This window comes from Shewanella waksmanii ATCC BAA-643 (assembly GCF_000518805.1).
Taxonomy (GTDB): domain Bacteria; phylum Pseudomonadota; class Gammaproteobacteria; order Enterobacterales; family Shewanellaceae; genus Shewanella; species Shewanella waksmanii.
In genome coordinates, this window is the sequence record NZ_JAEH01000044.1 from 1 (window position 1) to 22903 (window position 22903).

20 protein-coding genes are annotated in these 22903 nt (G+C 44.9%); 10 read left to right on the forward strand and 10 right to left on the reverse strand.

Features of this window, described 5'->3' with window-relative positions; translation table 11 throughout:
- Positions 1–197, reverse strand: a 197-nt coding sequence (locus L865_RS0115650; protein WP_028772737.1) for a helix-turn-helix domain-containing protein, incomplete at its 3' end; no start/stop codon positions are given.
- A gap of 110 nt (positions 198–307) precedes the next feature.
- Positions 308–2329 (reverse strand): methionine--tRNA ligase, encoded by a 2022-nt coding sequence (gene metG, locus L865_RS0115655; protein WP_028774097.1) that lies wholly within the window; start codon positions 2327–2329, stop codon positions 308–310.
- 160 nt (positions 2330–2489) lie between these two features.
- On the opposite strand from metG, the gene apbC reads away from it, so the two are divergent.
- The 8 genes from apbC to L865_RS0115695 are packed head-to-tail and all read left to right on the forward strand — an operon-like array spanning position 2490 to position 8860.
- On the forward strand, positions 2490–3605 hold the full coding sequence (apbC, locus tag L865_RS0115660; protein ID WP_028774098.1) for an iron-sulfur cluster carrier protein ApbC: 1116 nt from the start codon (positions 2490–2492) through the stop codon (positions 3603–3605).
- Between the two features lie 9 nt (positions 3606–3614).
- Complete coding sequence (udk, locus tag L865_RS0115665) at positions 3615–4253, forward strand: uridine kinase (protein ID WP_028774099.1); 639 nt, start codon at positions 3615–3617, stop codon at positions 4251–4253.
- 48 nt (positions 4254–4301) lie between these two features.
- Positions 4302–5126, forward strand: a complete 825-nt coding sequence (pabC, locus tag L865_RS0115670) for an aminodeoxychorismate lyase (RefSeq protein WP_245608451.1) — start codon at positions 4302–4304, stop codon at positions 5124–5126.
- Positions 5123–6133, forward strand: a complete 1011-nt coding sequence (mltG, locus tag L865_RS0115675; protein ID WP_028774101.1) for an endolytic transglycosylase MltG — start codon at positions 5123–5125, stop codon at positions 6131–6133. The genes pabC and mltG overlap by 4 nt, the downstream gene beginning before the upstream one ends.
- Entirely contained in the window at positions 6130–6762 is a 633-nt protein-coding gene (tmk, locus tag L865_RS0115680) for a dTMP kinase (RefSeq protein ID WP_028774102.1), read from the forward strand. Before mltG ends, tmk begins: the two co-directional genes overlap by 4 nt.
- A gap of 3 nt (positions 6763–6765) precedes the next feature.
- Entirely contained in the window at positions 6766–7683 is a 918-nt protein-coding gene (holB, locus tag L865_RS0115685) for a DNA polymerase III subunit delta' (protein ID WP_028774103.1), read from the forward strand.
- 8 nt (positions 7684–7691) lie between these two features.
- On the forward strand, positions 7692–8018 hold the full coding sequence (locus tag L865_RS0115690; RefSeq protein WP_028774104.1) for a PilZ domain-containing protein: 327 nt from the start codon (positions 7692–7694) through the stop codon (positions 8016–8018).
- 53 nt (positions 8019–8071) lie between these two features.
- The gene (locus tag L865_RS0115695) at positions 8072–8860 is read left to right on the forward strand and encodes a TatD family hydrolase (protein ID WP_028774105.1); all 789 of its coding nucleotides are present in this window, start codon (positions 8072–8074) and stop codon (positions 8858–8860) included.
- A gap of 283 nt (positions 8861–9143) precedes the next feature.
- On the opposite strand, the gene rsmF is transcribed toward L865_RS0115695, so the two are convergent.
- Entirely contained in the window at positions 9144–10559 is a 1416-nt protein-coding gene (gene rsmF, locus L865_RS0115700) for a 16S rRNA (cytosine(1407)-C(5))-methyltransferase RsmF (RefSeq protein ID WP_028774106.1), read from the reverse strand.
- Between the two features lie 92 nt (positions 10560–10651).
- Between rsmF and L865_RS0115705 the strand changes: the two genes are divergently transcribed.
- Positions 10652–11878 carry a nucleoside recognition domain-containing protein gene (locus L865_RS0115705; RefSeq protein ID WP_028774107.1) on the forward strand — a complete coding sequence of 409 codons (1227 nt, stop codon included), beginning with the start codon at positions 10652–10654 and terminating at the stop codon, positions 11876–11878.
- A 95-nt stretch (positions 11879–11973) separates the two neighbouring features.
- Here the strand turns inward: L865_RS0115705 and L865_RS0115710 are convergent, their stop codons facing one another.
- Complete coding sequence (locus tag L865_RS0115710; RefSeq protein ID WP_028774108.1) at positions 11974–12876, reverse strand: DUF481 domain-containing protein; 903 nt, start codon at positions 12874–12876, stop codon at positions 11974–11976.
- A 228-nt stretch (positions 12877–13104) separates the two neighbouring features.
- Positions 13105–13479, reverse strand: coding sequence for a diacylglycerol kinase (locus tag L865_RS0115715; protein WP_028774109.1), 375 nt, complete (start codon positions 13477–13479; stop codon positions 13105–13107).
- 128 nt (positions 13480–13607) lie between these two features.
- Between L865_RS0115715 and L865_RS0115720 the strand changes: the two genes are divergently transcribed.
- The gene (locus L865_RS0115720; RefSeq protein WP_028774110.1) at positions 13608–14507 is read left to right on the forward strand and encodes a DNA ligase; all 900 of its coding nucleotides are present in this window, start codon (positions 13608–13610) and stop codon (positions 14505–14507) included.
- Positions 14508–14601: 94 nt separating this feature from the next.
- On the opposite strand, the gene L865_RS0115725 is transcribed toward L865_RS0115720, so the two are convergent.
- The 5 genes from L865_RS0115725 to L865_RS0115745 form a co-directional block, all read right to left on the reverse strand.
- Positions 14602–14997, reverse strand: a complete 396-nt coding sequence (locus L865_RS0115725) for a hypothetical protein (protein WP_028774111.1) — start codon at positions 14995–14997, stop codon at positions 14602–14604.
- 246 nt (positions 14998–15243) lie between these two features.
- Entirely contained in the window at positions 15244–17307 is a 2064-nt protein-coding gene (locus L865_RS0115730; protein WP_037471356.1) for a S9 family peptidase, read from the reverse strand.
- Between the two features lie 245 nt (positions 17308–17552).
- The gene (locus tag L865_RS0115735) at positions 17553–18893 is read right to left on the reverse strand and encodes a sensor histidine kinase (protein ID WP_028774113.1); all 1341 of its coding nucleotides are present in this window, start codon (positions 18891–18893) and stop codon (positions 17553–17555) included.
- A 1-nt stretch (position 18894) separates the two neighbouring features.
- A complete protein-coding gene (locus L865_RS0115740; RefSeq protein WP_028774114.1) occupies positions 18895–20271 on the reverse strand; it encodes a sigma-54-dependent transcriptional regulator in 1377 nt (458 codons plus the stop codon).
- Between the two features lie 129 nt (positions 20272–20400).
- Complete coding sequence (locus L865_RS0115745; protein WP_028774115.1) at positions 20401–22890, reverse strand: ABC transporter permease; 2490 nt, start codon at positions 22888–22890, stop codon at positions 20401–20403.
- Between the last annotated feature and the right edge of the window lie 13 nt (positions 22891–22903).

The window sequence follows — 22903 nt, forward strand, 5'->3', positions numbered from 1 at the left end:
ATGGGTTGCGTCCAGTCTAATCTACCATGCTTTCTTAACCATGTAAGGACCGTACTTCGACCTTGAATACCGTAGTGCTGTTGAGCTTGCTTATAGGTTAGTTCGCCTTTTTCTACTTGACTGACAACGGCTAATTTAAAGCCTAATGTGTAATCACGTTGTGTACGTTTAATGCTGATTGTGCTTGAAGGTTTCATAGATAAGTCTCCAAAGTGTCAACTTATCTCAGGACGGGACAGGTATTGATATTAAAAAGGCCGCTGATTAGCGGCCTTTTTAACAAAGATTAGCACGATATTTTGCTGGCTTACTTAACCCGCATACCAGGTTGCGCGCCTTCATGTGGCTCAAGGATCCATAGGTCTTTTTTGCCTGGGCCCGCTGCTAACACCATGCCTTCAGATACGCCAAAACGCATTTTACGTGGTGCCAGGTTAGCGACCATGACAGTGAGTTTACCTTCAAGATCTTCAGGGGCATAAGCTGACTTAATACCGGCAAAAACTTGCTTAGTTTCACCGCCTAAGTCTAGCTGTAACTTCAACAGCTTGTTGGCTTCAGGTACATGCTCTGCTTTGGCGATACGGGCTATGCGCAAGTCTAACTTGGCAAAGTCATCGAAGCTGATTTCATCGCTAATCGGGTCTTCATCAAGTTGACTTTTTGGCGCTTCAGCCACTTGTAAATTCTCCGTTGAGGCAGCAATGATTGCTTCGATATTTTTCATATCGACACGCTGCATCAGGGCTTTAAATTTAGCAATCTCATGGCCTGCAAGGTCCATGTCTAGATTGTCCCACGTTAGTGTCAGTTGCAAGAATGACTCGACGTCGCTGGCAAGCTTTGGTAACACTGGCTTTAAGTAAGTTACCAAAATGCGGAACAAGTTAAGTGCATTACTGCACACTTGATGCGCTTGTGCTTGTTGATCTTCTTGCTTGATTAACTGCCATGGTGCAGCGTCTGCGACGTAAGCGTTGGCAATATCTGCCAATGCCATAATTTCGCGCATCGCTTTACCAAATTCTCGGTTTTCGTATAGATCGGCGATCTCATCTTGTTTAGCTAAGAAACTATTTGTGAGGCTCATATCCTCAATCGCAGCTAATTTGCCTTCAAAGCGTTTACTGATGAAACCTGCAGTACGAGAAGCAAGGTTAACCAGTTTGCCAACAAGGTCTGAGTTTACCCGTTGCGCAAAGTCTTCTAGGTTTAAATCGAGATCATCAATTTTACTGCTCAATTTAGCGGCGTAGTAATAACGCAGGTATTCAGGATCTAAATTGTCTAAATAAGTCCGCGCCTTAATAAAGGTGCCTTTAGACTTAGACATTTTAGCGCCGTTTACGGTGACATAACCGTGGGCATACACGCTGTTAGGCTTACGGTAACCTGCACCTTCCAACATGGCTGGCCAGAACAGGCTGTGGAAGTAAACAATATCTTTGCCGATGAAGTGGTAGACTTCTGCGGTTGAATCTTGGGCCCAAAATTCATCAAAGTTTAAATCGTCACGTTTGTCACAAAGATTTTTAAATGAACCCATGTAGCCAATTGGCGCATCGAGCCATACGTAAAAGAATTTACCCGGCGCATCTGGGATTTCAAATCCAAAGTAAGGGGCATCACGGGTGATGTCCCACTGCTGTAGCCCTTGCTCAAACCATTCGCCGAGCTTGTTGGCCATTTCGGTTTGCAATGAACCAGAGGTAGTCCACGCTTTTAACATCTCTTCAAATGCGGGCAGGTCGAAGAAGAAGTGCTCAGTGTCTTTCATCACTGGGGTGGCGCCCGACACAGCAGATTTTGGGTTTATCAAATCTGTTGGGCTATAGGTTGCACCGCAGCTGTCGCAGTTATCGCCATATTGGTCTTCAGACTTACACTTAGGGCAAGTGCCTTTAACAAAACGGTCTGGTAAAAACATCGACTTTTCAGGGTCAAATAGCTGAGAAATGGTTTTGGTTTTGATATACCCATTGTCTCTAAGCTTGATATACACATCGCTGGCAAGTTCACGGTTCTCATCACTGTGAGTACTGTGGAAGTTATCAAACTGGATGTTAAAATCAGCAAAATCTTGCTCGTGCTCTTTTTGTACTTGAGCAATCATCTCTTCTGGCGCAATACCTAATTGCTGCGCCTTAAGCATGATAGGCGTGCCGTGTGCATCATCTGCACAGATATAGTGACACTCGTGGCCACGTAGCTTTTGAAAACGAGCCCAAATATCAGTTTGGATGTATTCCAGCATATGACCCAGATGAATGGGGCCATTGGCATATGGAAGCGCGCTGGTAACGAGGATTTTACGTTGTGAAGTTGCCATCTTATCTCTAAATCAGTAGGTGCCCAATATTAATGGCATAGATACTAACCGATCAAAGGCTAACTTTCATTAAAAGCTGATGCAATTGCGCTAAATCTACACGAATATTCAGCAGAAATTCTGGTACACTTAGCCAAATTATTTTTAGGGGGTAGCCGTTTTGTCTTCAGCGTCTCAGAATTATCGTCTCAGTGACGATCTTCTCGGCCCAGTGTTGGCCATTTTAGATGATTTCCAAGATCCATATTTAGCACAGGGCCTTGTCAGTGCCGGTTTAGTTACTAAGCTGGATATTGAAGGAACTCGATTGCAACTAGGTTTGTGCTACCCATACCCTTGTCAGAGTCAGTACCGCGACACCGTCATGGCCGTCACCAAAAAACTGGCTACATTAGCTGCCATCGAAGAAGTTGAGTGTGAAATCGACTTTCAAGTTGCTGCGGTTTCAGCCATTGAGAGTGTTGAGCCTTTACCTAATATCAAGCAAGTTATCGCCGTTGCCTCGGGTAAAGGTGGCGTAGGTAAATCGACTACTTCAGTAAACCTTGCGTTGGCGTTAGCCAGTGAAGGCGCGCGAGTGGGTATTCTTGATGCGGATATTTATGGGCCATCGATCCCGATCATGCTTGGAGTAACCGATTTTAAGCCGGTATCACCTGATGGCAAAATGATGACTGCGGCAACGGCGCACGGCATCACCGCACAGTCGATAGGCTTTATGCTAAACGACGAAGAAGCGGCAGTATGGCGAGGTCCAATGGCTGCGGGGGCACTGGCACAGCTCATTAATGAAACCAGCTGGCCTGAGCTTGATTATTTAGTCATTGATATGCCACCGGGAACGGGTGATATTCAGTTAACCTTGTCGCAAAAAGTCCCGGTAAGTGGCGCGGTGGTAGTGACTACGCCACAAGATATCGCTCTCGCCGACGCGAAGAAGGGCGTCAATATGTTCCAAAAGGTTCATATTCCAGTACTCGGCATTGTCGAAAACATGAGCTTCCATCAATGCAGTGAATGTGGTCACAAAGAGCACCCATTTGGCAGCCAAGGTGGAGCTAAAATGGCTGAGCGCTATAATGTACCTTTATTGGGCGAACTGCCCCTGCAATTAAACATTCGTGAAGATGTTGATAAAGGGGCACCAACTGTGGTGTCAGATAGTGACAGTCATGTGGCTAATATTTATCGTGATATTGCACGTAAAGTGGGTGCACAATTGGCACTCGTTCAGACTCAGCCTGCTGTGTCTATTTCCATTTCAGATGAAGAGTAAAGGTAAGTCTTGATGAGTTCTCAATGTGTCATTATTGGTATTGCGGGTGCATCTGCATCTGGTAAGAGTTTGATTGCTAAAACCATTTATGAGGAGCTGTGCCGTGATTTAGGTACTGACCAAATAGGTGTTATAGCGGAAGATGCTTACTATAAAGATCAAACTCATTTATCAATGGAAGACAGAGTTCAAACCAACTATGACCATCCAAAAGCGTTGGACCATGAGTTATTAGCGCAACATTTGAGTGCGTTAAAACAGGGCCAAGCGGTTGATATTCCCAAATATGATTATTCAGTACATAATCGAGTTGACGAATGTGTGCCAATGACACCTAAAAAAGTCATTATTTTGGAAGGTATTTTGTTGCTGACTGACCCTGAACTACGCGATTTAATGGATGCTAGCGTGTTTATGGATACGCCGTTAGATATCTGCTTTATGCGTCGTTTAAGCCGTGATGTTGCAGAGCGTGGTCGCACCATGGAATCAGTGATGCAGCAGTACACTGAAACCGTGAGACCGATGTTCTTACAGTTTATCGAACCTTCAAAGCAGTACGCTGATATTATCGTTCCTCGGGGCGGTAAAAATCGCATTGCGACCGATATATTGAAAACTCGAATTCAACACTTACTGGCTAAATAGCGCGATAAATAAGGGTTGAGCTTAAATGGATAAGGATGGCTAATTTACGTGCTTTGGGTTAATCGTCAATTGGATGGCAAGGTCACGGCTACGGACAGAGGGCTTGCCTATGGCGATGGTGTGTTTGCAACAATGCGCTATACCCAAGCTGGCCCACTCCTGTTTGAGCTCCACCTTGCGCGTTTACAACAAAGTTGTCAGCGACTTGGTATAGATTGGCAAGCTGATGATCAATTTCGTACCTTTCTTAATACCATTTGTCGTGACGCTTTCCAGCAAAACGGTCTCGATGGCTGCGTTAAAGTGCTATTGAGCCGCGGCTCTGGCGGCAGGGGATACCAGGCCCCCGCTGTTGCTAACATCACCGAAGTGGTGTCGCTGCATGCAATCCCACTGCACTATGCTGATTGGCAAGCTCAGGGAATTAACCTTGGGCTGAGCAACATCGCCTTAGCGCGGCAACCTCGTTTAGCGGGGATGAAGCACCTTAATCGTCTTGAACAGGTATTAATTCGTGAACAAACTTTAGCGGCAAACTGCGATGATGTTGTCGTATGTGACAGTGAAGGTTGGGTGATAGAGACCGCGGTGGCTAATCTGTTTATGGCTAAAGCGGGTCGAGTTTATACGCCACGATTGGCCTTTGCCGGAGTCGCTGGCGTGATGCGCCAGCAGTTACTCATTGAGCTAGCCCAGCTTGGCTGGTCTGTTTCAATATGTGATATTAATTTGGCGATGTTAATGCAAGCTGATAATGTCTTTATGACCAATAGCTTATTTGGCATTGTTGATATCAATAGTGTTAATCAGCAAGTTTTTGTTCATGCTCCATTTACTCAAACTCTACGTAGTGCTCTGAATTTATCATTATGAAAAAAACGCTCGTTACTCTAGCAGGTTTGCTATTTACGCTTCTCACCGTTGCGCTTGTTGGCCTATATTATGTGCATCAAAATGTGCAGAGTTTTAGTCATACGGCTTTTACCATTACCGAACCGCAAACCCTTGAGCTTAAACGCGGCACTTCGTTTAACCAGTTACTTAATGAGTTGCAAAAAAGGCAGCTTATTACTGAAACATGGCCTGCTAAAGTGCTTATCAGATTACAGCCAGATGTAGCCAATATTCGTTCAGGCTACTATGACATTCTGCCCGGTGATACGTTCATTGAATTGATACAACGCCTTAATCAAGGTAAAGAAAAAGTGTTTAGTATCACTTTAATCGAAGGTCAAAACATCAAAGAGTGGCGAGCGGTCTTGGCATCCAGTAGCCATACCAAAGATAATATCGACAATGTGTTTAATGCAGTTTTAGTTAAACATGGCGATGAATCAGGGTTGCCAGAAGGTAAATTTTATCCAGATACCTATCACTATCATGCTGGCGCAACGCTCGAGAGTATTGTTGAGCAAAGTTATCTAAAAATGCAGCAACAATTAGCGCAAATATGGCAAGCACGGGATGAGTCTATTCCACTGTCGACGCCTTATGAGTTGTTGATCATGGCGTCAATCATTGAAAAAGAGACTGGCAAAGCCAGTGAGCGCCCTTGGATATCGGCTGTATTTACTAATCGATTACGAAAGGGGATGCGCCTACAAACTGACCCGACGGTGATCTACGGGATGGGTGATCGTTACCAAGGTAATATTACGCGCAAAGATTTGCGTGAACACACGCCTTTTAATACTTATCGAATTAACGGGCTAACACCGACACCGATTGCCGCACCAAGCGGGGCGTCACTGCACGCCGCAGCTAACCCAGCAGATGTGGATTACTTCTACTTTGTCTCCAAAAATGACGGTAGTCATGTGTTTTCAAGAACCTTGGCTGAGCATAATCGCGCCGTGAATAAATATCAGAGAAATCGATGAATAACCAAAACAACGCCAAATTTATTGTTATTGAGGGATTAGAAGGTGCTGGTAAATCTAGCGCTATTGCTTTAGTGAAGGACTTTATTGAAAAGCATACTGGTGCTGTTCCGGTTTGTACTCGCGAGCCTGGTGGCACTCCGCTGGCTGAAAAAATGCGAGACTTGGTTAAAGTGGCTGATGAGACTGATCCCCTGTGTGATAAAGCGGAATGCTTACTGATTTATGCGGCAAGAGCTCAGTTAATTGCTAACGTGATTCAACCGGCGCTGGACCAAGGGCAGTGGGTATTGGGCGATAGGCACAACTTGTCATCGCTTGCTTACCAAGGGGGCGGCCGAGGTTTATTAGATGTGGTTAACTCCCTGAGTGAAATTACCTTAGGCCAATTTAAACCGGATTTAACCTTGTATCTTGATATTGAGCCTAAGCTGGGGTTAACCCGCGCGGCAGACCGGGGCGCTCTTGATCGGATAGAGCAGCAGGATGTCAGCTTTTTTGAGCGTGCTCGCAGTACGTATCTATCATTAGCAGATCAAGACGACAGCATTAAAGTGGTTGATGCAAGCCAAACAATGGCTGCGGTTCACAAAGATATTATTGCTGTCTTGCAGAGCCAAGGCTGGTAGTTGATGAATCGCTTTCCTTGGCTGGATGCCATCAGTGAGCATTGTTTTAGCCAGCTGGTCAATCAAACTTTAGGCCATGCCTACGTTGTTGATCTGCATCCAGGCTATGGTGCCAACGAATTTATTCAAGCTTTTGCCGCTGCAGCGCTGTGTTTATCACCCAATGTTCAAGGTGCATGCGGTCAATGCAAGTCTTGCTTGTTGATGAATGCTGGCAATCACCCAGATTTTTACCAAGTTGCCCCCGATGGCAATCAAATCAAAGTCGATCAGATCCGTAGTTTGTGCCAAGACCTCGTCTCGACTGCACAACAAGGCGGGCGCCGTGTCGCGGTGATTAATTACAGTGAGAAAATGAATCAAGCTGCGGCTAATGCACTGCTAAAAACCTTAGAAGAGCCAGGAGAGGGCACGCTGCTCATCCTGCAAAGCTCACAGCCTGCGCATCTGCTGGCGACCATCACTAGCCGTTGCCAGCGGCTACATATTACCTTGCCCGATGCGGCTCAAATTAATGCTTGGTTGCAGCAACAGTATCAAGTAAACCAAGACGCCACTTGGTGCCTGCCCGTTGTCGGCGGCCCACTTGATTTGGCACAAGCCCTACAAGAAGGGCGTTATCAAAGCCTACTGCAATTGCGCAAAGATTGGATTGAGAGTTTGTCGTCTGGGCACCTGTGTGCTAATTTAATGAGTATTGATGAAAAGCAAGTTTCTGATGCACATAAAGTTTTATATCTTGTGTTAAGACAGAAATTACTTAAAACGCCAAATATTGATGCACTATTAGCAGCAAATATCGTCGAGTTATCTACCTTGGTGATGAAGACCTGCCATGAGTTATCATTAATGCCCAATATCAATGCGTTAGGATTATTTCAAAACTACTTAGCACGCTATAACCAACTGACGGGAAGCTAATTAATCATATGGTCGATTTGGTCGTAAATTTTGACACCTTGCATCAGTTGTATCGTGCATATATGCCATTTATACAACCTGCTGGGCTGTTTATTGCTACATCAGAGAGCCATTATTTAGGGCAAGAGTTGACCATTGCCTATCAATTGCCCGGTAGCACCACAAAACAGGAATTTAAAGGCGCGGTTGTTTGGATCAACCCGCTTGGCGCATCTGGCGGTCGACCAGCGGGGATCGGGGTCAAAATTTTGTCTGATGCAGACACCCACAAACACCATATCGAGAATTTACTGTCTCGCGAGCTCGCCTCAGGGGATTTGACCTGCACAATGTAGCTCTGTATTCTTGCCGTCTTTATTGTGTATTTGCTAATTAGAGTAACTCCCCCGTGCTTATCGACTCCCATTGCCATTTAGATAGACTTAAATCTGCCCCTGACCATGCTAGTTTGGTTGATATCATCAATCAGGCCAAAGCACGGGATATTAGTCACTTTTTGTGTGTTAACGTTCGCCAGAAGGGCTTTCGTGAAATGCAGCAAAAAATGGCTGAGTTCGATGAGATTTTTCTGTCGGCTGGAGTTCATCCCCTTGATGTGCAAGAAGGCTTAGATACTGCTGAGTTACATGAATATATTGCCGATCCCAAAGTGGTCGCCATTGGTGAAACAGGGCTGGATTATTTTTACGCTAATGAAACTAAAGTGCTGCAACAACAATGTTTTGAGCAACAGATCGCGTTAGCAGTAGACGTCAATAAGCCGCTGATTGTGCATACCCGTGATGCCAGAGAAGATACTATCGCCTTTTTGAAGCAAGGCAATGCCGATAAGGTCGGCGGTGTTTTGCACTGCTTTACTGAAAACTGGGAAATGGCAAAAGCCGCAATAGATTTAGGTTTTTATATCTCAGTATCAGGAATCGTGACCTTTAAGAATGCCAGTGAATTGCGAACTGTGATTCGAAAAGTGCCTAAAGATCGTTTATTAGTTGAAACGGACTCACCTTATCTTGCGCCAGTGCCGCATCGTGGCAAAGAGAATCAACCTGCTTTTGTAAGAGATGTTGCTGAATTTGTGGCAGAACTGCGTGGCGAAAAGTTCGATGAGTTAGCTCACAACACCACAGAAAGCTTCTTTAATCTTTTCAAAGAAGCGGCGGTATTGGCTGGACGCTAGTCAGTTTGATTAACAAGAGCGGCGAGCCTGTGTGGCGGCTTATACTGATTGGTATTATAGGTGTGAGTTTAAAGCAGACAAAAAAAGACCCAAAACTATTCCAATTGTTCTGGGTCTAGGGGAATGGCTCCTCTCGGAGCCGTGCGCTACTGTTGAGAACCTCATTAGGTTTGTCTCTGCAACAAAGTGTAGATGATAAATTAGATTTCGCTCAAATATTAACCAATGCTTGCTCACCGATTTGTAACAAAATATGTACGGTGTGCAGATAGTCCGCTATCGCTTAAGCCGACTTAATCACTTTGTCTTTTACCAGTTCCCGTGGCAGGCTATTTTTTAGCTTATTTCCTAAGTGTTTAGCTAAACCTAACGGGGCGCCTAAATAACTGACAACCTTCTCACCTTGGGGCTTGGTTTTCTCGGCCAAAGTAATATCGCGCCCCATCAGGTATTGCAATGCTTGGTCCTCATCAAGAGCTAGCATGTGTGTTTTAGGTGTCAGTGCAATAAGTGCCTCGTGGCGCGGTTTAAAGCCTTTTTTAATCTTGTCTGCCAACTTAATACCAATACGTTGGTAGCGCATTTTGCCAATTAAAGGCTCCATCTGACGAGGGAATAACCAAAACTCGTCATCGCGTACCATTAAGTTATTGTCTTGAAAGTTGATACCGAAAGTTTGCTGCAGGTACTCTTCAAGCTCGGCGGTTTGTTTGCGGCTGGCAGGGGTAAAAGGAAACACTTTCTGCGCTTTAGGCTGCGGCTGGTCGCGCACGACGCTGGCGGTTTTAGTCAACTTGGCGACAAAGAAGCCTTCGCTATCGAAAATTTGCGGCCACACATGTAAGAAGCCTTCATCTGTGCAGGCTTTGTCGGCACCCGTGAAAAGCTCAGCCAACGAGTCAAAGCGCACAGCACCTGGGTAGCACTGCTGAATATGTGCCATGATTGCTTGGTTTTCTTTGCGATTAAGGGTGCAGGTTGAATACACCAAGCTACCACCTGGTTTTAGGGCCAAAAAAGCCGACTTAATCAAATCTTTTTGAGTTGCGGCAATGGCATCTATCTCGCTTTCATCCCAATGTTTAAGTGCATCAGGGTCTTTGCGGACTGTACCTTCGCCACTGCAAGGTGCATCTAGCAGAATATGGTCAAAAGTTTCATATTGGTATTCACCAAATACTCGAGCATCAAAGTGGGTGAGGGCGCAGTTGCTAACGCCCATGCGCAATATATTGGCATGCAATACTTTAACACGGCTAGCGGAGTACTCGTTTGCTACCAGTATACCGTCGTTATCCATCATAGCCGCAAGTTGAGTCGTTTTAGAGCCCGGTGCTGAAGCCATATCTAACAGGGTTAAAGGCTGCGATACTTTGTGTGGAAACAGCGCAGTAGGTGGTAGCATCGAACTGGCTTCTTGAATGTAAAATAGCCCCTGAATGTGTTCTATGGTATTGCCTATTTGAATGCTCGGGTCAACGGTGATCCAATAGCCATCTTGGCACCACGGGATTGCTTCAAATTGCCACCCTTTAGGCGTTAGGTGAGCGATTAAATCGGCACTGCTAATTTTCAGTGTATTGACTCTGATCGAAGGGCGTAATGGTTTACCACAATAGTCGATAAAATCGTCCATCGATAAATTAGCTGGAATATCTTTGGCGATACTATTGATAAAATTTTGATTTAGTTGAACCATATTGACTAACTACAAGAAATATTGGCAAAAGTATATCATAGACATCGTCATATCCATGCCATCAACCATAACGCACTTAACAAGGAGTGTCGGTGTTAAATAGAGTTTGGTTAGTTTTCTTTGTCACTTCGCTGTTAGCCATTGCGGTTTCCTTGCTCAATGGTAATAGCCAAGTGTTGTCTGAGTCGGTCAATGCGCTGTTTAGTAGCAGTAAGCTAGCGGCAGAGATTGCACTGGGTCTTGTTGGTGTGCTGTCTCTATGGATGGGGTTGATGCGCGTTGGCGAGAAAGCCGGAGTCGTCGCGGTTTTTGCAAAACTGTTTGAGCCGCTATTAAGTAAGTTGATGCCTGAAGTACCTCGTGGCCATAAGGCGTACGGCAGTGTCACCATGAACTTAACGGCGAACATGTTAGGGCTGGATAACGCCGCAACACCACTTGGGTTGAAGGCTATGCAGGATTTACAGGAGCTCAACCCTGTTAAGCATGTCGCCATCAATGCCCAAATCTTATTTTTGGTACTTAATACTTCCTCTGTGACTTTAGTGCCAGTGACAGTATTTTTATACCGAGCGCAACAGGGCGCGGCCGCCCCGGCTGAAGTCTTTTTGCCTATTTTATTGGCGACATTAGCCTCAACCATTGCTGGCGTCACTGTTGTGGCTATTTTTCAGCGAATCTCGTTGCTCAATGCGGTGGTGATTGGTTATGGTGCTGCGATATTAGCAAGCTTAAGTGCCTTGATGTTCTACTTGGGCACCCTGAGTGTCACTGCGATAGGTGAAGTGTCGACCTTATTGGGGAATGGTGTACTACTGACGCTAATTTTCAGTTTTATTCTGGTTGCGGGTTTGAAAAAAGTGGCGGTGTACGATGAGTTTATTGAAGGGGCTAAACAAGGTTTTGCACAATCAATCAAACTCATTCCCTATCTATTAGCCATGCTGATAGCCATTGCCTTATTACGTGCATCAGGAGCACTAGACTACCTACTTTACGTAGTTGCCAGTTTAGTTCAGTGGCTGGGGGGAGACACTCGCTTTGTTGATGCATTGCCCACGGCAATGATGAAGCCTTTTAGTGGCTCTGGTGCCAGGGCAATGATGCTAGAAACCATGGATCATTATGGGGTGGACTCTTTTGCTGGACGGCTAGCTGCCATTTTTCAAGGCAGCACAGAGACGACCTTTTATGTGTTAGCGGTGTATTTCGGTGCGGTGGGAATAAGAAATGGCCGCTATGCTTTGGTATGTGGTTTGACTGCCGATTTTGCCGGCATCATTGCCGCTATTGCCGTGTGTTACCATTTTTATGGCTAACAACTAATTTTTATGACTAACAACTAAGCGACTTGAAAATAGCACACAAAAAAAGCCATCGTTTAGCGATGGCTTTTTAATAGATTTAACAGCGATTAGAAGCGGTAGCTGACTGACAACATGGGGCCAATGAAACTGTAATAGAGGTTGTAGCTGGCAACATTCAAATCGGTATTTCTTAATTTTTGGTCATAATCTACATCGACTTCATAATAGTTAAATGCGGCAGTCATATGCCAGTTTTCGGTAATTTCAGCTTCGACACCGGCGCGGATATCAACGAGTCCACCTTCTAGATCGTCCAGTTTGACGTAAAAGTATTGTGCATGGGCGGTAAAACGAAAACGGTCAGCAAATTCGTAATCACCGTATAAGCCGATATCAGGTAACGGCGCAGTGACCTTAGTGTCAACGGTTTTTGGTACGGGGACCGTTGGACAATCAGCGGTTGCAGTGGTGACTTGGCAAGCACCAATTTGACCTTCGAATCCTGTTTTAATAAACATGGCGTGCAAACCAATGGAAAAACCGAGATTGTAGTTATTACCTTGGTAAAAATTGTAGCCGTAGCCAATGCGAGCGATATCTATATTGAGGGTGGTATCGATTTTACTGCCAGCTTTGAAGTCATATAACGTGCCGTCAAGTTCAACTTGAAAGGGCTTAGTGAGTTGGGTGACTTCAGCGCTACGATGCAGCTGTTTCCAATCCATATAGAGAATGTGCTGATCATTAAAATGATAAAACAGTTCAAAAAACGGCAGGAATTGCGACTCTTCTAATTTAAGATCTTCTTCAAAATCGATTTGAAAGTCTCTACCAAGGAGTGGGTCGGTGACATCCATACTGGAATTGGAATTAGAATAAAACCCACCGACTCGAATGATGGTTTTACTTTTCTTTTCGGCAAGTGTTGGCTCGACAACCGTCGTCTCATTCTCAGCCGCACAGGGGGCTGCTAACAGGCACAACGCGAGTATAGACCATTTCTTCAACACCAATGTTACTCCATAATAATTATTATTTTTATATAAGTTATTGATAATTATAAGATAGGTCCATCTATCGAGTAACAATGATAACAGAGTATGTCCAAATGTGAATGATTTGTATCAAAAAATGTGAGGTTATTTTATACAAAATAATCAAAATGGCAGCGTTGTCACAGAATGATGCAAAATTTTCTGCTGAATCACGGTGTATCGCTAGCGCTTAATAGGTGTTATTTACGAGGTGAGCAGCGGAATAATCACCATTAACCAAGTTATTCCACATAGCATTAAACTAAGAAAAACTGCCGCTGATGCGACATCTTTTGCTTGGCCGCTTAATGGATGAATTTCATCACCCACTCGGTCAACAACAGCTTCGATAGCGGAGTTAAGTAACTCAACAATGAGCACCAAAAATACGCTGCCTATAAGCAAAATGCGTTCGCTGGTGTCAATATTGAGTAGCAAGGCAATAGGCAACATGATGGCGGCTAGCAGGACCTCTTGTCGAAAAGCGGCTTCACTGCTCCAAGCTTGTTTCAATCCTTGCACAGAAAACCCGGTTGCTCTAATGACACGCTTCAATCCATGATTATTTTTTGGCTTCATCCTGACTCTCTTTTTCAGCTATAGTTGCTTAACGGCAATGTACTGGCAACGGATAGCCAGCAGTGGATTGCACTGTAAGCGATTTTCTATCTATGTGCTAGTGCACTAAGCTCAAGGAGGAGCGAAATATGCGACAACTAATGACCGTTGCTAAAGCGGTGGTTCTTTGGACTAGCTTGTCTATCCTGGCAAGCCTAACGTCTAGTATTGCGGCCAAGCAACTGGCGGCACAATTTGATGCTGCCCAAGTCAGGGAGTTCACCGGTACGGTTGCTGATAGCATCGTGCTCAGTGAGTATTTGGTGAGCGAAAAATATGATGGCGTGCGTGCACACTGGGACGGGCAGTACTTAAGAACGCGAGCCGGCCATATCATTCATGTCCCTATCGATATCAGTAACACATTTCCAGCAACAGCATTTGAAGCTGAGTTGTGGTTGGGCTATGGCAAGTTTGAAGTGGCATCAGCTTTGGCTCGGCGCGAAGTTAGTGACGTAGCCTTGTGGCAACAAGCCAAGCTACTCGTTTTTGATAGCCCTGCTGATGGTACAACTTTCACCGGGCGAGTTAAGTGGATGGAAAAACAACTCAGTATGCAATCCGCGTATATTCAGGTGGTAAAGCAGCAACAATTACATAACTGGCAGCAAGTTACTGACAAGTTCAATCAAGTGTTAAATGCGGGTGGTGAAGGCTTGATGTTACATCACTCCCGTGCAACCTACCGGGTTAACAACAAAGCCGATTTAATCAAAGTCAAACCCTTTTATGATACCGAGGCCCGAGTGGTTGGCCATAACATGGGCTATGGTGGCGATCCCTTGTTGCTCAAGTCATTGCAGTTAGCGTTACCATCTGGGGTGCAGTTCCGTTTAGCGACAGGCTTTAGTATCAAGCAACGCACCAAGCCGCCAGCAATAGGCGCGCGAGTGACGTTTAAATTCTATGGTTGGACAAACGGTGGTGTGCCAAGGCATGCGAGCTTTTTAAGGGTTAGAGAACCTGCTAACAGCATACATTCTCATTGAAAAGGTCGCTTAGGGCTCAATAATAGCAAATAGCGCTGCTTGGCAGACTTTGCGGTTATCGCTCAGAGCTTAGCGCTTAGCCCACTCTCAATGACTAAATGGAAAACTGTTTGTCGTATCCGGCAATGGCCAGTACCACATCCGCCATCACTTTGGTGGCGTCACGATCTTTTGCTGCGACACAAGTTTGGATCATGTACTCGCCAACGTCCTTATCGTCAATTAGTTGGGTCATGGCTGCGAATCGGTTAATTAACTTATTGCCTGTATCATTTCCGTAGGTGTGGTTGATTAACGCCTTGGCAGACTGGTTGACCTTCGAGCTAAGCTCGCTGGTATCTGGAACATCGCTCACCATTAACATCAGCAGAATATCGCAGTTAATGGTCAAGTTGTCGTCGCTAGCTTGTGGGTTAGCAACGGCCAGGTTGCAATTAAGCAATAGATATAGCCCGGTAAACAGCGCCATAAACAGTTGACACTTTTTCATATCGCCGCCTTAAGTTGCTGTAGATTAATATGGTGCAAGTTTAGCGGCCATTGTTGCTACAGCCGAGTTAGTTTCTATAGGCATTTTTAATAGGTGAGCACAGATTGAAGGCGAGCGAAAATGAAGCAGTAAGAGTTTAGCTGCTAAAAAAGTGTAATGGCTAAATATGCTAGCAACTAGCAAGCACTTTGATCAGCCATCTAATGATGAGTTAGTCGGTCATTAGATGGCTGTCCATTGCTTTAGTTAGTCTTGATATTGCTCAAACCACCACAAAATATGGGCGACTTTAGACATCAAGTTACTCGGGCGTTTATAGATGCCGTGGGGCGCGTCAGGGATCCTCACCATAGCGGTATCGATATTTCGTAGTTTGAGAGCCTGATAGAACTGTTCGGTTTCTGCCATTGGCGTGCGTAAATCGGCTTCACCGGTCAATAACATCGTTGGTGTGCTGACATTGCCGACGTAACTAATAGGAGAAAGCTTCATATAGTGCTCAGTGTCTTCCCATGGCATTTTGTCAAACCAATTTTTTATCACAAATGGATAGATATCGGTGGTCAATGCAAAGCTAAACCAGTTAATCACCGGCTTGGCGACCACAGCGGCTTTAAATCTGTCGGTGTGACCGATAATCCAGGCTGTTAACACTCCACCGCCTGAGCCACCTGTAACGAACAGGGCTTGTTCATCAATGGCATCGCGGGCGATAACACCATCAACTACAGACATTAGGTCATCATAGTCTTGGCTTGGATAGTTGTTGTAGATAGTTTGTGAAAACTCTTTACCATAACTGTCACTGCCGCGAGGGTTGGCATAAACCACGACATAGCCGCTGGCAGCCATCAATTGTATTTCAGCAGCAAAGTGCGGGCCGTAGTTGGTGACGGGGCCGCCGTGAATTTCTAGAATGAGCGGAAATGTTTTGCCTGTCTTAATTGCTTCGTTGTAACCCGGAGGGTAGGCCACCCAAGCTTGGATATCACGGCCATCCGCCGATGATTTGACCGTGATCTCTTTTACTTCAGCCAGCTGTTTATGTGCCAAAGCATCATGGTTTAGGTTGGTAAGTTGTTCAGTTTTACCTTTGCGAACAATGCTAATGTCAGCTGGTCGCTGTGGGTCAGAATAGGTAAAGGCGATTGTGCCGTTGTCTGCAACGTCAAACTGCGCTGCGGTATACGGTCGGCCAAACGCTAAGCCGCCTAAATCTTTGGCAACTATTTTACGTTTACCTTTAAGCGGTTGGTAGGCGACAAATGCTTGTCCGTGGTCATGGTAACTAAAATAAACCCCTTTACCATTGTCAGCCCATTTTATTTGATTGACAGAGCGGTCTAAGTCGGCGGTCAATGAGCGTTTATCACTGCCATCCATGTTCATGATAAACACTTCAGCATTTTCATAATTTTTATAATTCTGCGGCGAACTCACATAGGCGATATGCTTGCCAGAACCCGATATGGCGGGGTTATTGTCTAGACCATCACGCTCGGTAAGTTGTTGCTGGGCTAAAGTGGTGATATTGAGCTTATAAATATTGGAATCATTACGGGCTAAATCACTGTCTGGTCGTTTGTTGGCGGCAAAAATCAGATGCTTACCATCTTTGCTCCAGGCTAACGGCCCGGAGTGATTGATAGCTTCATGGGTTAGCTGTCTAGCGGCGCCGCCATTAGCCGACATCACAAATATTTGGCTATAACCGGGATTGGTAAAGCCTGCACCGTCAAATCGATAATACATTTCATCAATATAGACAGCTGGTTTGGCCCATTTTGCTTGGCTAGGTTTGCCGGGTAGGTTGACCACTGATTTACGCTTACCTTCAACAAAACGCGTAAATGCCAACTGCTTACCGTCTGGCGACCAACTCAAATTGCTTGGCGCATGACTAAAGTGAGTAAGCTGCGCTTGTGCATCAGCATTAAGCCATTTCATGTGGATCTGAGGACTACCGCTAGCGGTGGAGATATACGCCAACATATTGTTGTCAGGTGATAAAGTCGGTGCATAATCGACATGTTGACCGTTGGTCACAGGGGTGAGCTGTTTGTGTTTATTCACCTTCCAGATATTACTGAGTTTCTTATCAGTCATAATATCCATGTAGTTCCGCATGAAGTACACTTCATCGCCATCGGCATTGATCTCTAGTCCCGATGCATACTCAAGACTAAATACATCCTCTAATTGCAATACTGACTGCTTTTCAATGACTGCATCAATAGTCGGTTCTTTAGCAAGTGCATTGGCAGCAAGAAGCGGCGATAATAGCAGAGCCAGGTAGACGCCTTTATTCATCATGTTTCCTTTACATTGTTTTGTTTTTAATGGCGAAGGGTAACTAACGCGAAAGTCGTCAATAACCAACAGGGCTTACCAAGCTAGCATACCCCATCAAAACCTCAATATAGTGGAACATTGATTTACAATTTTGTGCATAGTAAACAGCTGCCTATCCGTGTGAATAAGTTTGAATGGCAGTGGTTGCTGTCAAGTGAAAGTCAGTCCGGTAGCGGACACTTACGACTTAGCTGAAACGCTTGTCAGGATTGGTTAGTTGGAAAATAGATGTTGGCTTGAGCGCCGATACTATTGTCATTGTTACGTATATCCAAATCGCCACCATTGTTGACCACCAACTGCCTACTTAAGACCAATCCGATGCCGGTGCCTTTTTCTTTGGTGGTATAAAAAGGCACAAAAATATTGTCCATATTGCTAATTCCGCAGCCGCTGTCGATAACTTGAATCTCAATAGCACTGCTGTGTCGATGCAGACAAATGATCACTTTGCCGTCGGGGAGGGAGGCCATAGACTCGCGCGCATTTTTAATTAAATTGACCAACACTTGTTTTAGCTGCACCTCATCGGCATAAATATCGATGGGGCCATTGGCGGTTCTAAGCTGGATGTTGTCGAATAAAGGTGTGATTGACTGCACTAACTTTTCTAAATTAAACAGCGTTTTTTCTGGTGGTGGCACCTTGGCGAGTTGTTGGTAACTTTGGATAAACTCATTGAGAGAGTTAGCCCTTTCTTGTATGACACCGAGACCATTTTGCAGATCGCTATTAAGCTCAGAGGGTAAGTTGGCACAATTAGCTTCGGTAAAGCGCGTTAAAGTTGCACTAATAGAAGCAATAGGTGCCAAGGAGTTATTAATTTCATGACTGAGCACTCTAAGCAGCCGCTGCCAAGCTAACCTTTCTTCTTCGCGTAATAGGTTTTGTATATCAGTAATGAATATGAGTTGCTGTTTTATACCGTTTTCAAAGTACTCATCTCGGTGCAAATAAATCTTCTTTTTATGCTCTTTGAGGTCAAACTCTAAGACTTGTTTATTGTGTTCCGGTGTCGTGGCAGGTATGCCCAACTCTCTGATCGGCCAGCCTTTCATTCGTTCAACACGACGATTAAACAGTTTTTCTGCGGCAGGGTTCATTAAGGTCACATTGTCGCGACTGTCTGTGGCGATAATCGCCACATCGATCTGATTGATCACTTTATTGAGCAAGATGTGCTTTTCTTTGGTTATTAGGCTTTGTTGGGCAAAGGTGTTGGCTAATGTATTGATGAGCTGACTTAACTCATTGATTACGCCACTTGATGAAGACTCTTTTGCGCGCATAGAGTAGTCTTCACATGTTAAGGCTTCTACAACACTAGTTAAGGTTCTAACTTTATTAACAACGATTTTCTTTAAATAAAATGCGAAATAAAACAGCCAGATGAAACTGATACTAGCGGCATAAAGCACTGAATTTTCATCTAAGTGCACTAGCTGTACGCTGGATGTGATAAGTAAAATGGGGACTAATCCAGCAGCAAGGGTTATTAATAAAAGCCGATTTTCAAAAGAGCCAAGCTCACGCATTGATTTCATATTAGCCCAAATTGTATTTTTCAAGACGTCGATAGTAGGCACTGCGGCTTAAGCCTAAGGACGCGGCGGTCTCAATGGCATTATGATCGTTGAGACTAAGCCGTCTGTTGATAATGTGCTTTTCAATAGATGCTAGGCATTGGCTGTCAAAATCAAACTCAAACTCAGCGGCGGCGCTTTCAGTCACAGCTATGCCTAAATCTTGTACCCTTATTACATTGCTGGGGCTTAAGAATATGGCTCTTTCAATCATGTGGCTAAGCTCTCGAATATTCCCTGGCCAGCTATAGGCCTTCATGGCGCTACAGGCTAAGTCGTCGATTCTTTTAAGGGCAACCCCATATTTTTTTGTCGACTTTTTCAGGAAGTATCTCGCCAGCGGCATGATGTCGTCGATGCGTGCTCTTAAAGGTGGTATGGCTATTTCTGCAGTGTTGAGTCGGTACAACAAGTCTTGCCTAAATTGTCCTTGAGTGATCAGTTCACTGAGCGAAGCATTGGTGGCCGAAATAAGGCGAACGTCTGCTTGGATGGTTTTAGAACTGCCCACTTTTTCAAATTGTTGGTCTTCTAAAACTCGAAGTAATTTTCTTTGTTGTGAAAGCGGTACATTGCCAATTTCATCTAAAAACAGGGTGCCGGATTGGGCGAGTTCGAAACGGCCAATGCGGCTATCTTGGGCGTCAGTAAAGGCACCTTTTACATGGCCAAACATTTCGCTTTCAAATAGATTTTCAGGGATAGCCCCCATATTGACCGCAACAAAGGGGTGCTTGCTGCGGTTAGAGCATTGATGCAAGTGGTCAGCTAGCATACTTTTGCCGGTACCATTTTCACCGGTAAATAGAATGTTCATTTCACTGCGGGCAAAAAGCTCAATTTGCGCCAGTACTTTTTGCATCGCGCCTGATTCTGCAATCAGCCCGTCACTGGTTACAGACAATTGTTTTCTTAAGAGCGTGTTTTGTTGTGTCAGTTTCTGTGTTTGTTTTACGCTAGTGCCAAGCCGTATTTGCGACTGTAACACACTGAGTAAACGGTCATTATCCCATGGCTTTTGAATAAAATCTCCAGCACCGAGTTTCATGGCTTCCACTGCGATATTGACACAGCTAAAGCCTGTCATGACCACAACGGGCACAAGTTCATCAATGGAGCGAATGGCACGAATAAGGGCTAACCCTTCGGCTCCGGACGTGGTGTCTTGGTGGTAATTAAGATCGATTAATGCCAAAGAGTAATCTTTTTGCTTTAATGCGCTAAGCAGATCGGCAGGTGAAGTGACGGTTGTTATGTCATAGTTTTCAGACTTTAAAAGTAAATTTAATGCAGTCAGAATATTGATATCGTCATCAGCGATAATGATTGAATGTTTCATTTAGTCCTATACAGCTCCCTTGAATAGCAACCAATTTAATCGATGTAGTTCCAGTGATTTTTACCACGAGTATGTAAAAATCACCGGGAAACTTATCGATTGAGTTAAATACAGCATCGATCTGAGGCGTTAGTCTTGGTGTAAAGCAACACTGGGCTCAAGCCTTACCGCTTTTTGAGTTGGGATAAAAGTGGCCAACAATACCATGCTTGCAATCAAGAGTGGCACCCCAATTAACCCTATGATTACACTTACATTATCTAATATCATTGCATCTGTCATTAAGTTTACTATCCAAAGGGATAAACCCACCCCCATACTGAGCCCAACTAAAAGCTGAATTAATGCCTTGCCCATAAATAAATTAATCACTTTTGAATCTGTGGCACCTAGTGCTTTTCTCACACCAATCTCTTGTGTTCTCTGGGTGACGGAGTTTGCGGCAACGGCATAAATACCGCTAGCAGCCAGCGCCAAGGCGACGATACCGCAAAACAGAAATATCTTACTTACCGCAGATACCAACAACATAGGTTGTTGAATTAGGTTTTGATAGCTTTGTATGTGGTAGGCACCGACGTTAATGTCTACCGCATTGATGGTGTCGAGCAAAGTTTTTCTAGCTTGGCGCTCAGTGCCTAGGTAGTGCACCGCGATGTTCATTTGCGTTCTACCATCCCGGTCGATTGGCCGATACATCGTATAGCGCGCACTTGAAGTCTGCATGGTAGAGCCGTGAAAGGTGTCCGATACCACACCGATAATAGTTTGCCATTCACGATGACCTGTTGACCATACTCGTCTGATCTGGCTGCCAATAGCATTGCCATCTGCAAAGTAATCTTTGGCGATGGAGGCATTAATAATCACATTGCCCATATCAGTTTCCGTGTCTCTATGGTCAAAATTACGGCCTTCAATCAGTGTCATGCCCACAGCACGCCAGGCATCTCGGGTGACACTTTCAGTGTTGGCTTTGGGGTTTTCATTGTAGACATCAGCAGCATGTCCTTGAATTTCGAAGTAACTGCTGCCTTCACCCGTACCAGGTAAACTACTCATAAAAGATACGGCCTCGATATGAGGTTGTACTTCGAGTTGATCTTTCAGTTGGTAATAGAAATCTGTGCGCTTCTTCCGGTCTTCAACAACCGTTTCGCTGCGTTCAGGATAACTCTCTAAGGGCAGCTCTAGCCTTGCGGTTAATCGACCTTGTGTCTCCACGCCATAATCGGCCATCCCCGCTGAGTAGCTGCTAAATAGCAAAATCGTGGCAATGACGAGTACCACACAAGATAGCAATATTTCTGATACCACCAATGCGTTGCTGGCTCTGGCAGCACTTCTTCCCAGCGCTCCGCGGGTGCCATCTCTTAGTACGGCATTAAAATCATCACTTAGCGCTCGCCAAGCGGGAATGAGTCCGGTGACCAAAATCATCACGACCACAGTGAGGATAAGTACCCATAGGCCGTCGCTACCGAGTGTCAGGTGCCACCAAAAAGGTTTAGCATTGTTGACCGCAAACATCGTTGATAGGTAATCATTACTGATATTTAATCCCCAATGGGTAAATACCACTGCGAGTAATGAACCAAGCGTGCAAATGAATACACTCTCCCACAACATTTGCAGCACTAGTCGTTTTCTTGGTACGCCTAGCGCTACGCGTATGGCGATCTCTTTAAAGCGTTCATTGACTCGACTGAGCAACAAATTGCCGATATTAATACAGGCGAGGATCAGGATTAGCAACACCACCATCAACATAGACATAAACACATTATAATATTGGGTGACATCAGTATTGGCTTGCTTAAAGGGCAGTGCTCGCATATAGCGACCGTCGCTCGTTGCGCGCCAGGCCATATTCTGTGGCAGGTTGGCGACTATTCTCTGGTTTAGGGTAATGAGTTCGCTGTTAAACTGCTTGAGGCTCGTGTTGGGTTTTAATCTAGCATAAGCAAACATTTGTGTGCGGACTCTGTCGGTCGGCTGAATATTCATCTGCGGCTGAGGAAGCCAGACTTGTGAGCTGCTAGGAAAAGCAAACCCTGCCGGCATAACACCGACTACTCTGGTGGGCAGGGAGTCAACTCTGATCATACTGCCCACGATGGCTTCATTGGCCGAAAAGTAGTCCTGCCAAACTGTTTGGCTTAATACCACAACGGGCTCAGCACCTTCAAAGTGGTCCTCAGGCCTAAAACCACGGCCTAGTATTGGTTGGACGCCAGCAAATTCAAAAATGTTCCACTCGGTTAATGTGGCATTGTATTTCTTAGTGCTACTGCTTTGCTCAATGTCACCAATTAAGGTCGTGCCTTCTTGGTAAATGCCGAGACTGTCTATGTATTGTGATTCGTTCCTGAGCTGATAGAGATCAAGTGGGTCTATACCGGTCCGGTAGCCATGGTTTTCATTGAAGGCGGCTTCTATCGAAATAATTTGTTGCTCACCATTAAGGTAAAGCGGCTTAAATACCAAGTTGGTCAATAACGAATAGCAATAAAGGGTCAAGCTAAGACCCACAGCAACAATCAGTATGGAATTGACGGTAAATATTGGCTTTTTCATCAGCAAGCGTATCGCGTACTTAATATCGATCCCTAAAGACATAAATCTTCCTTAA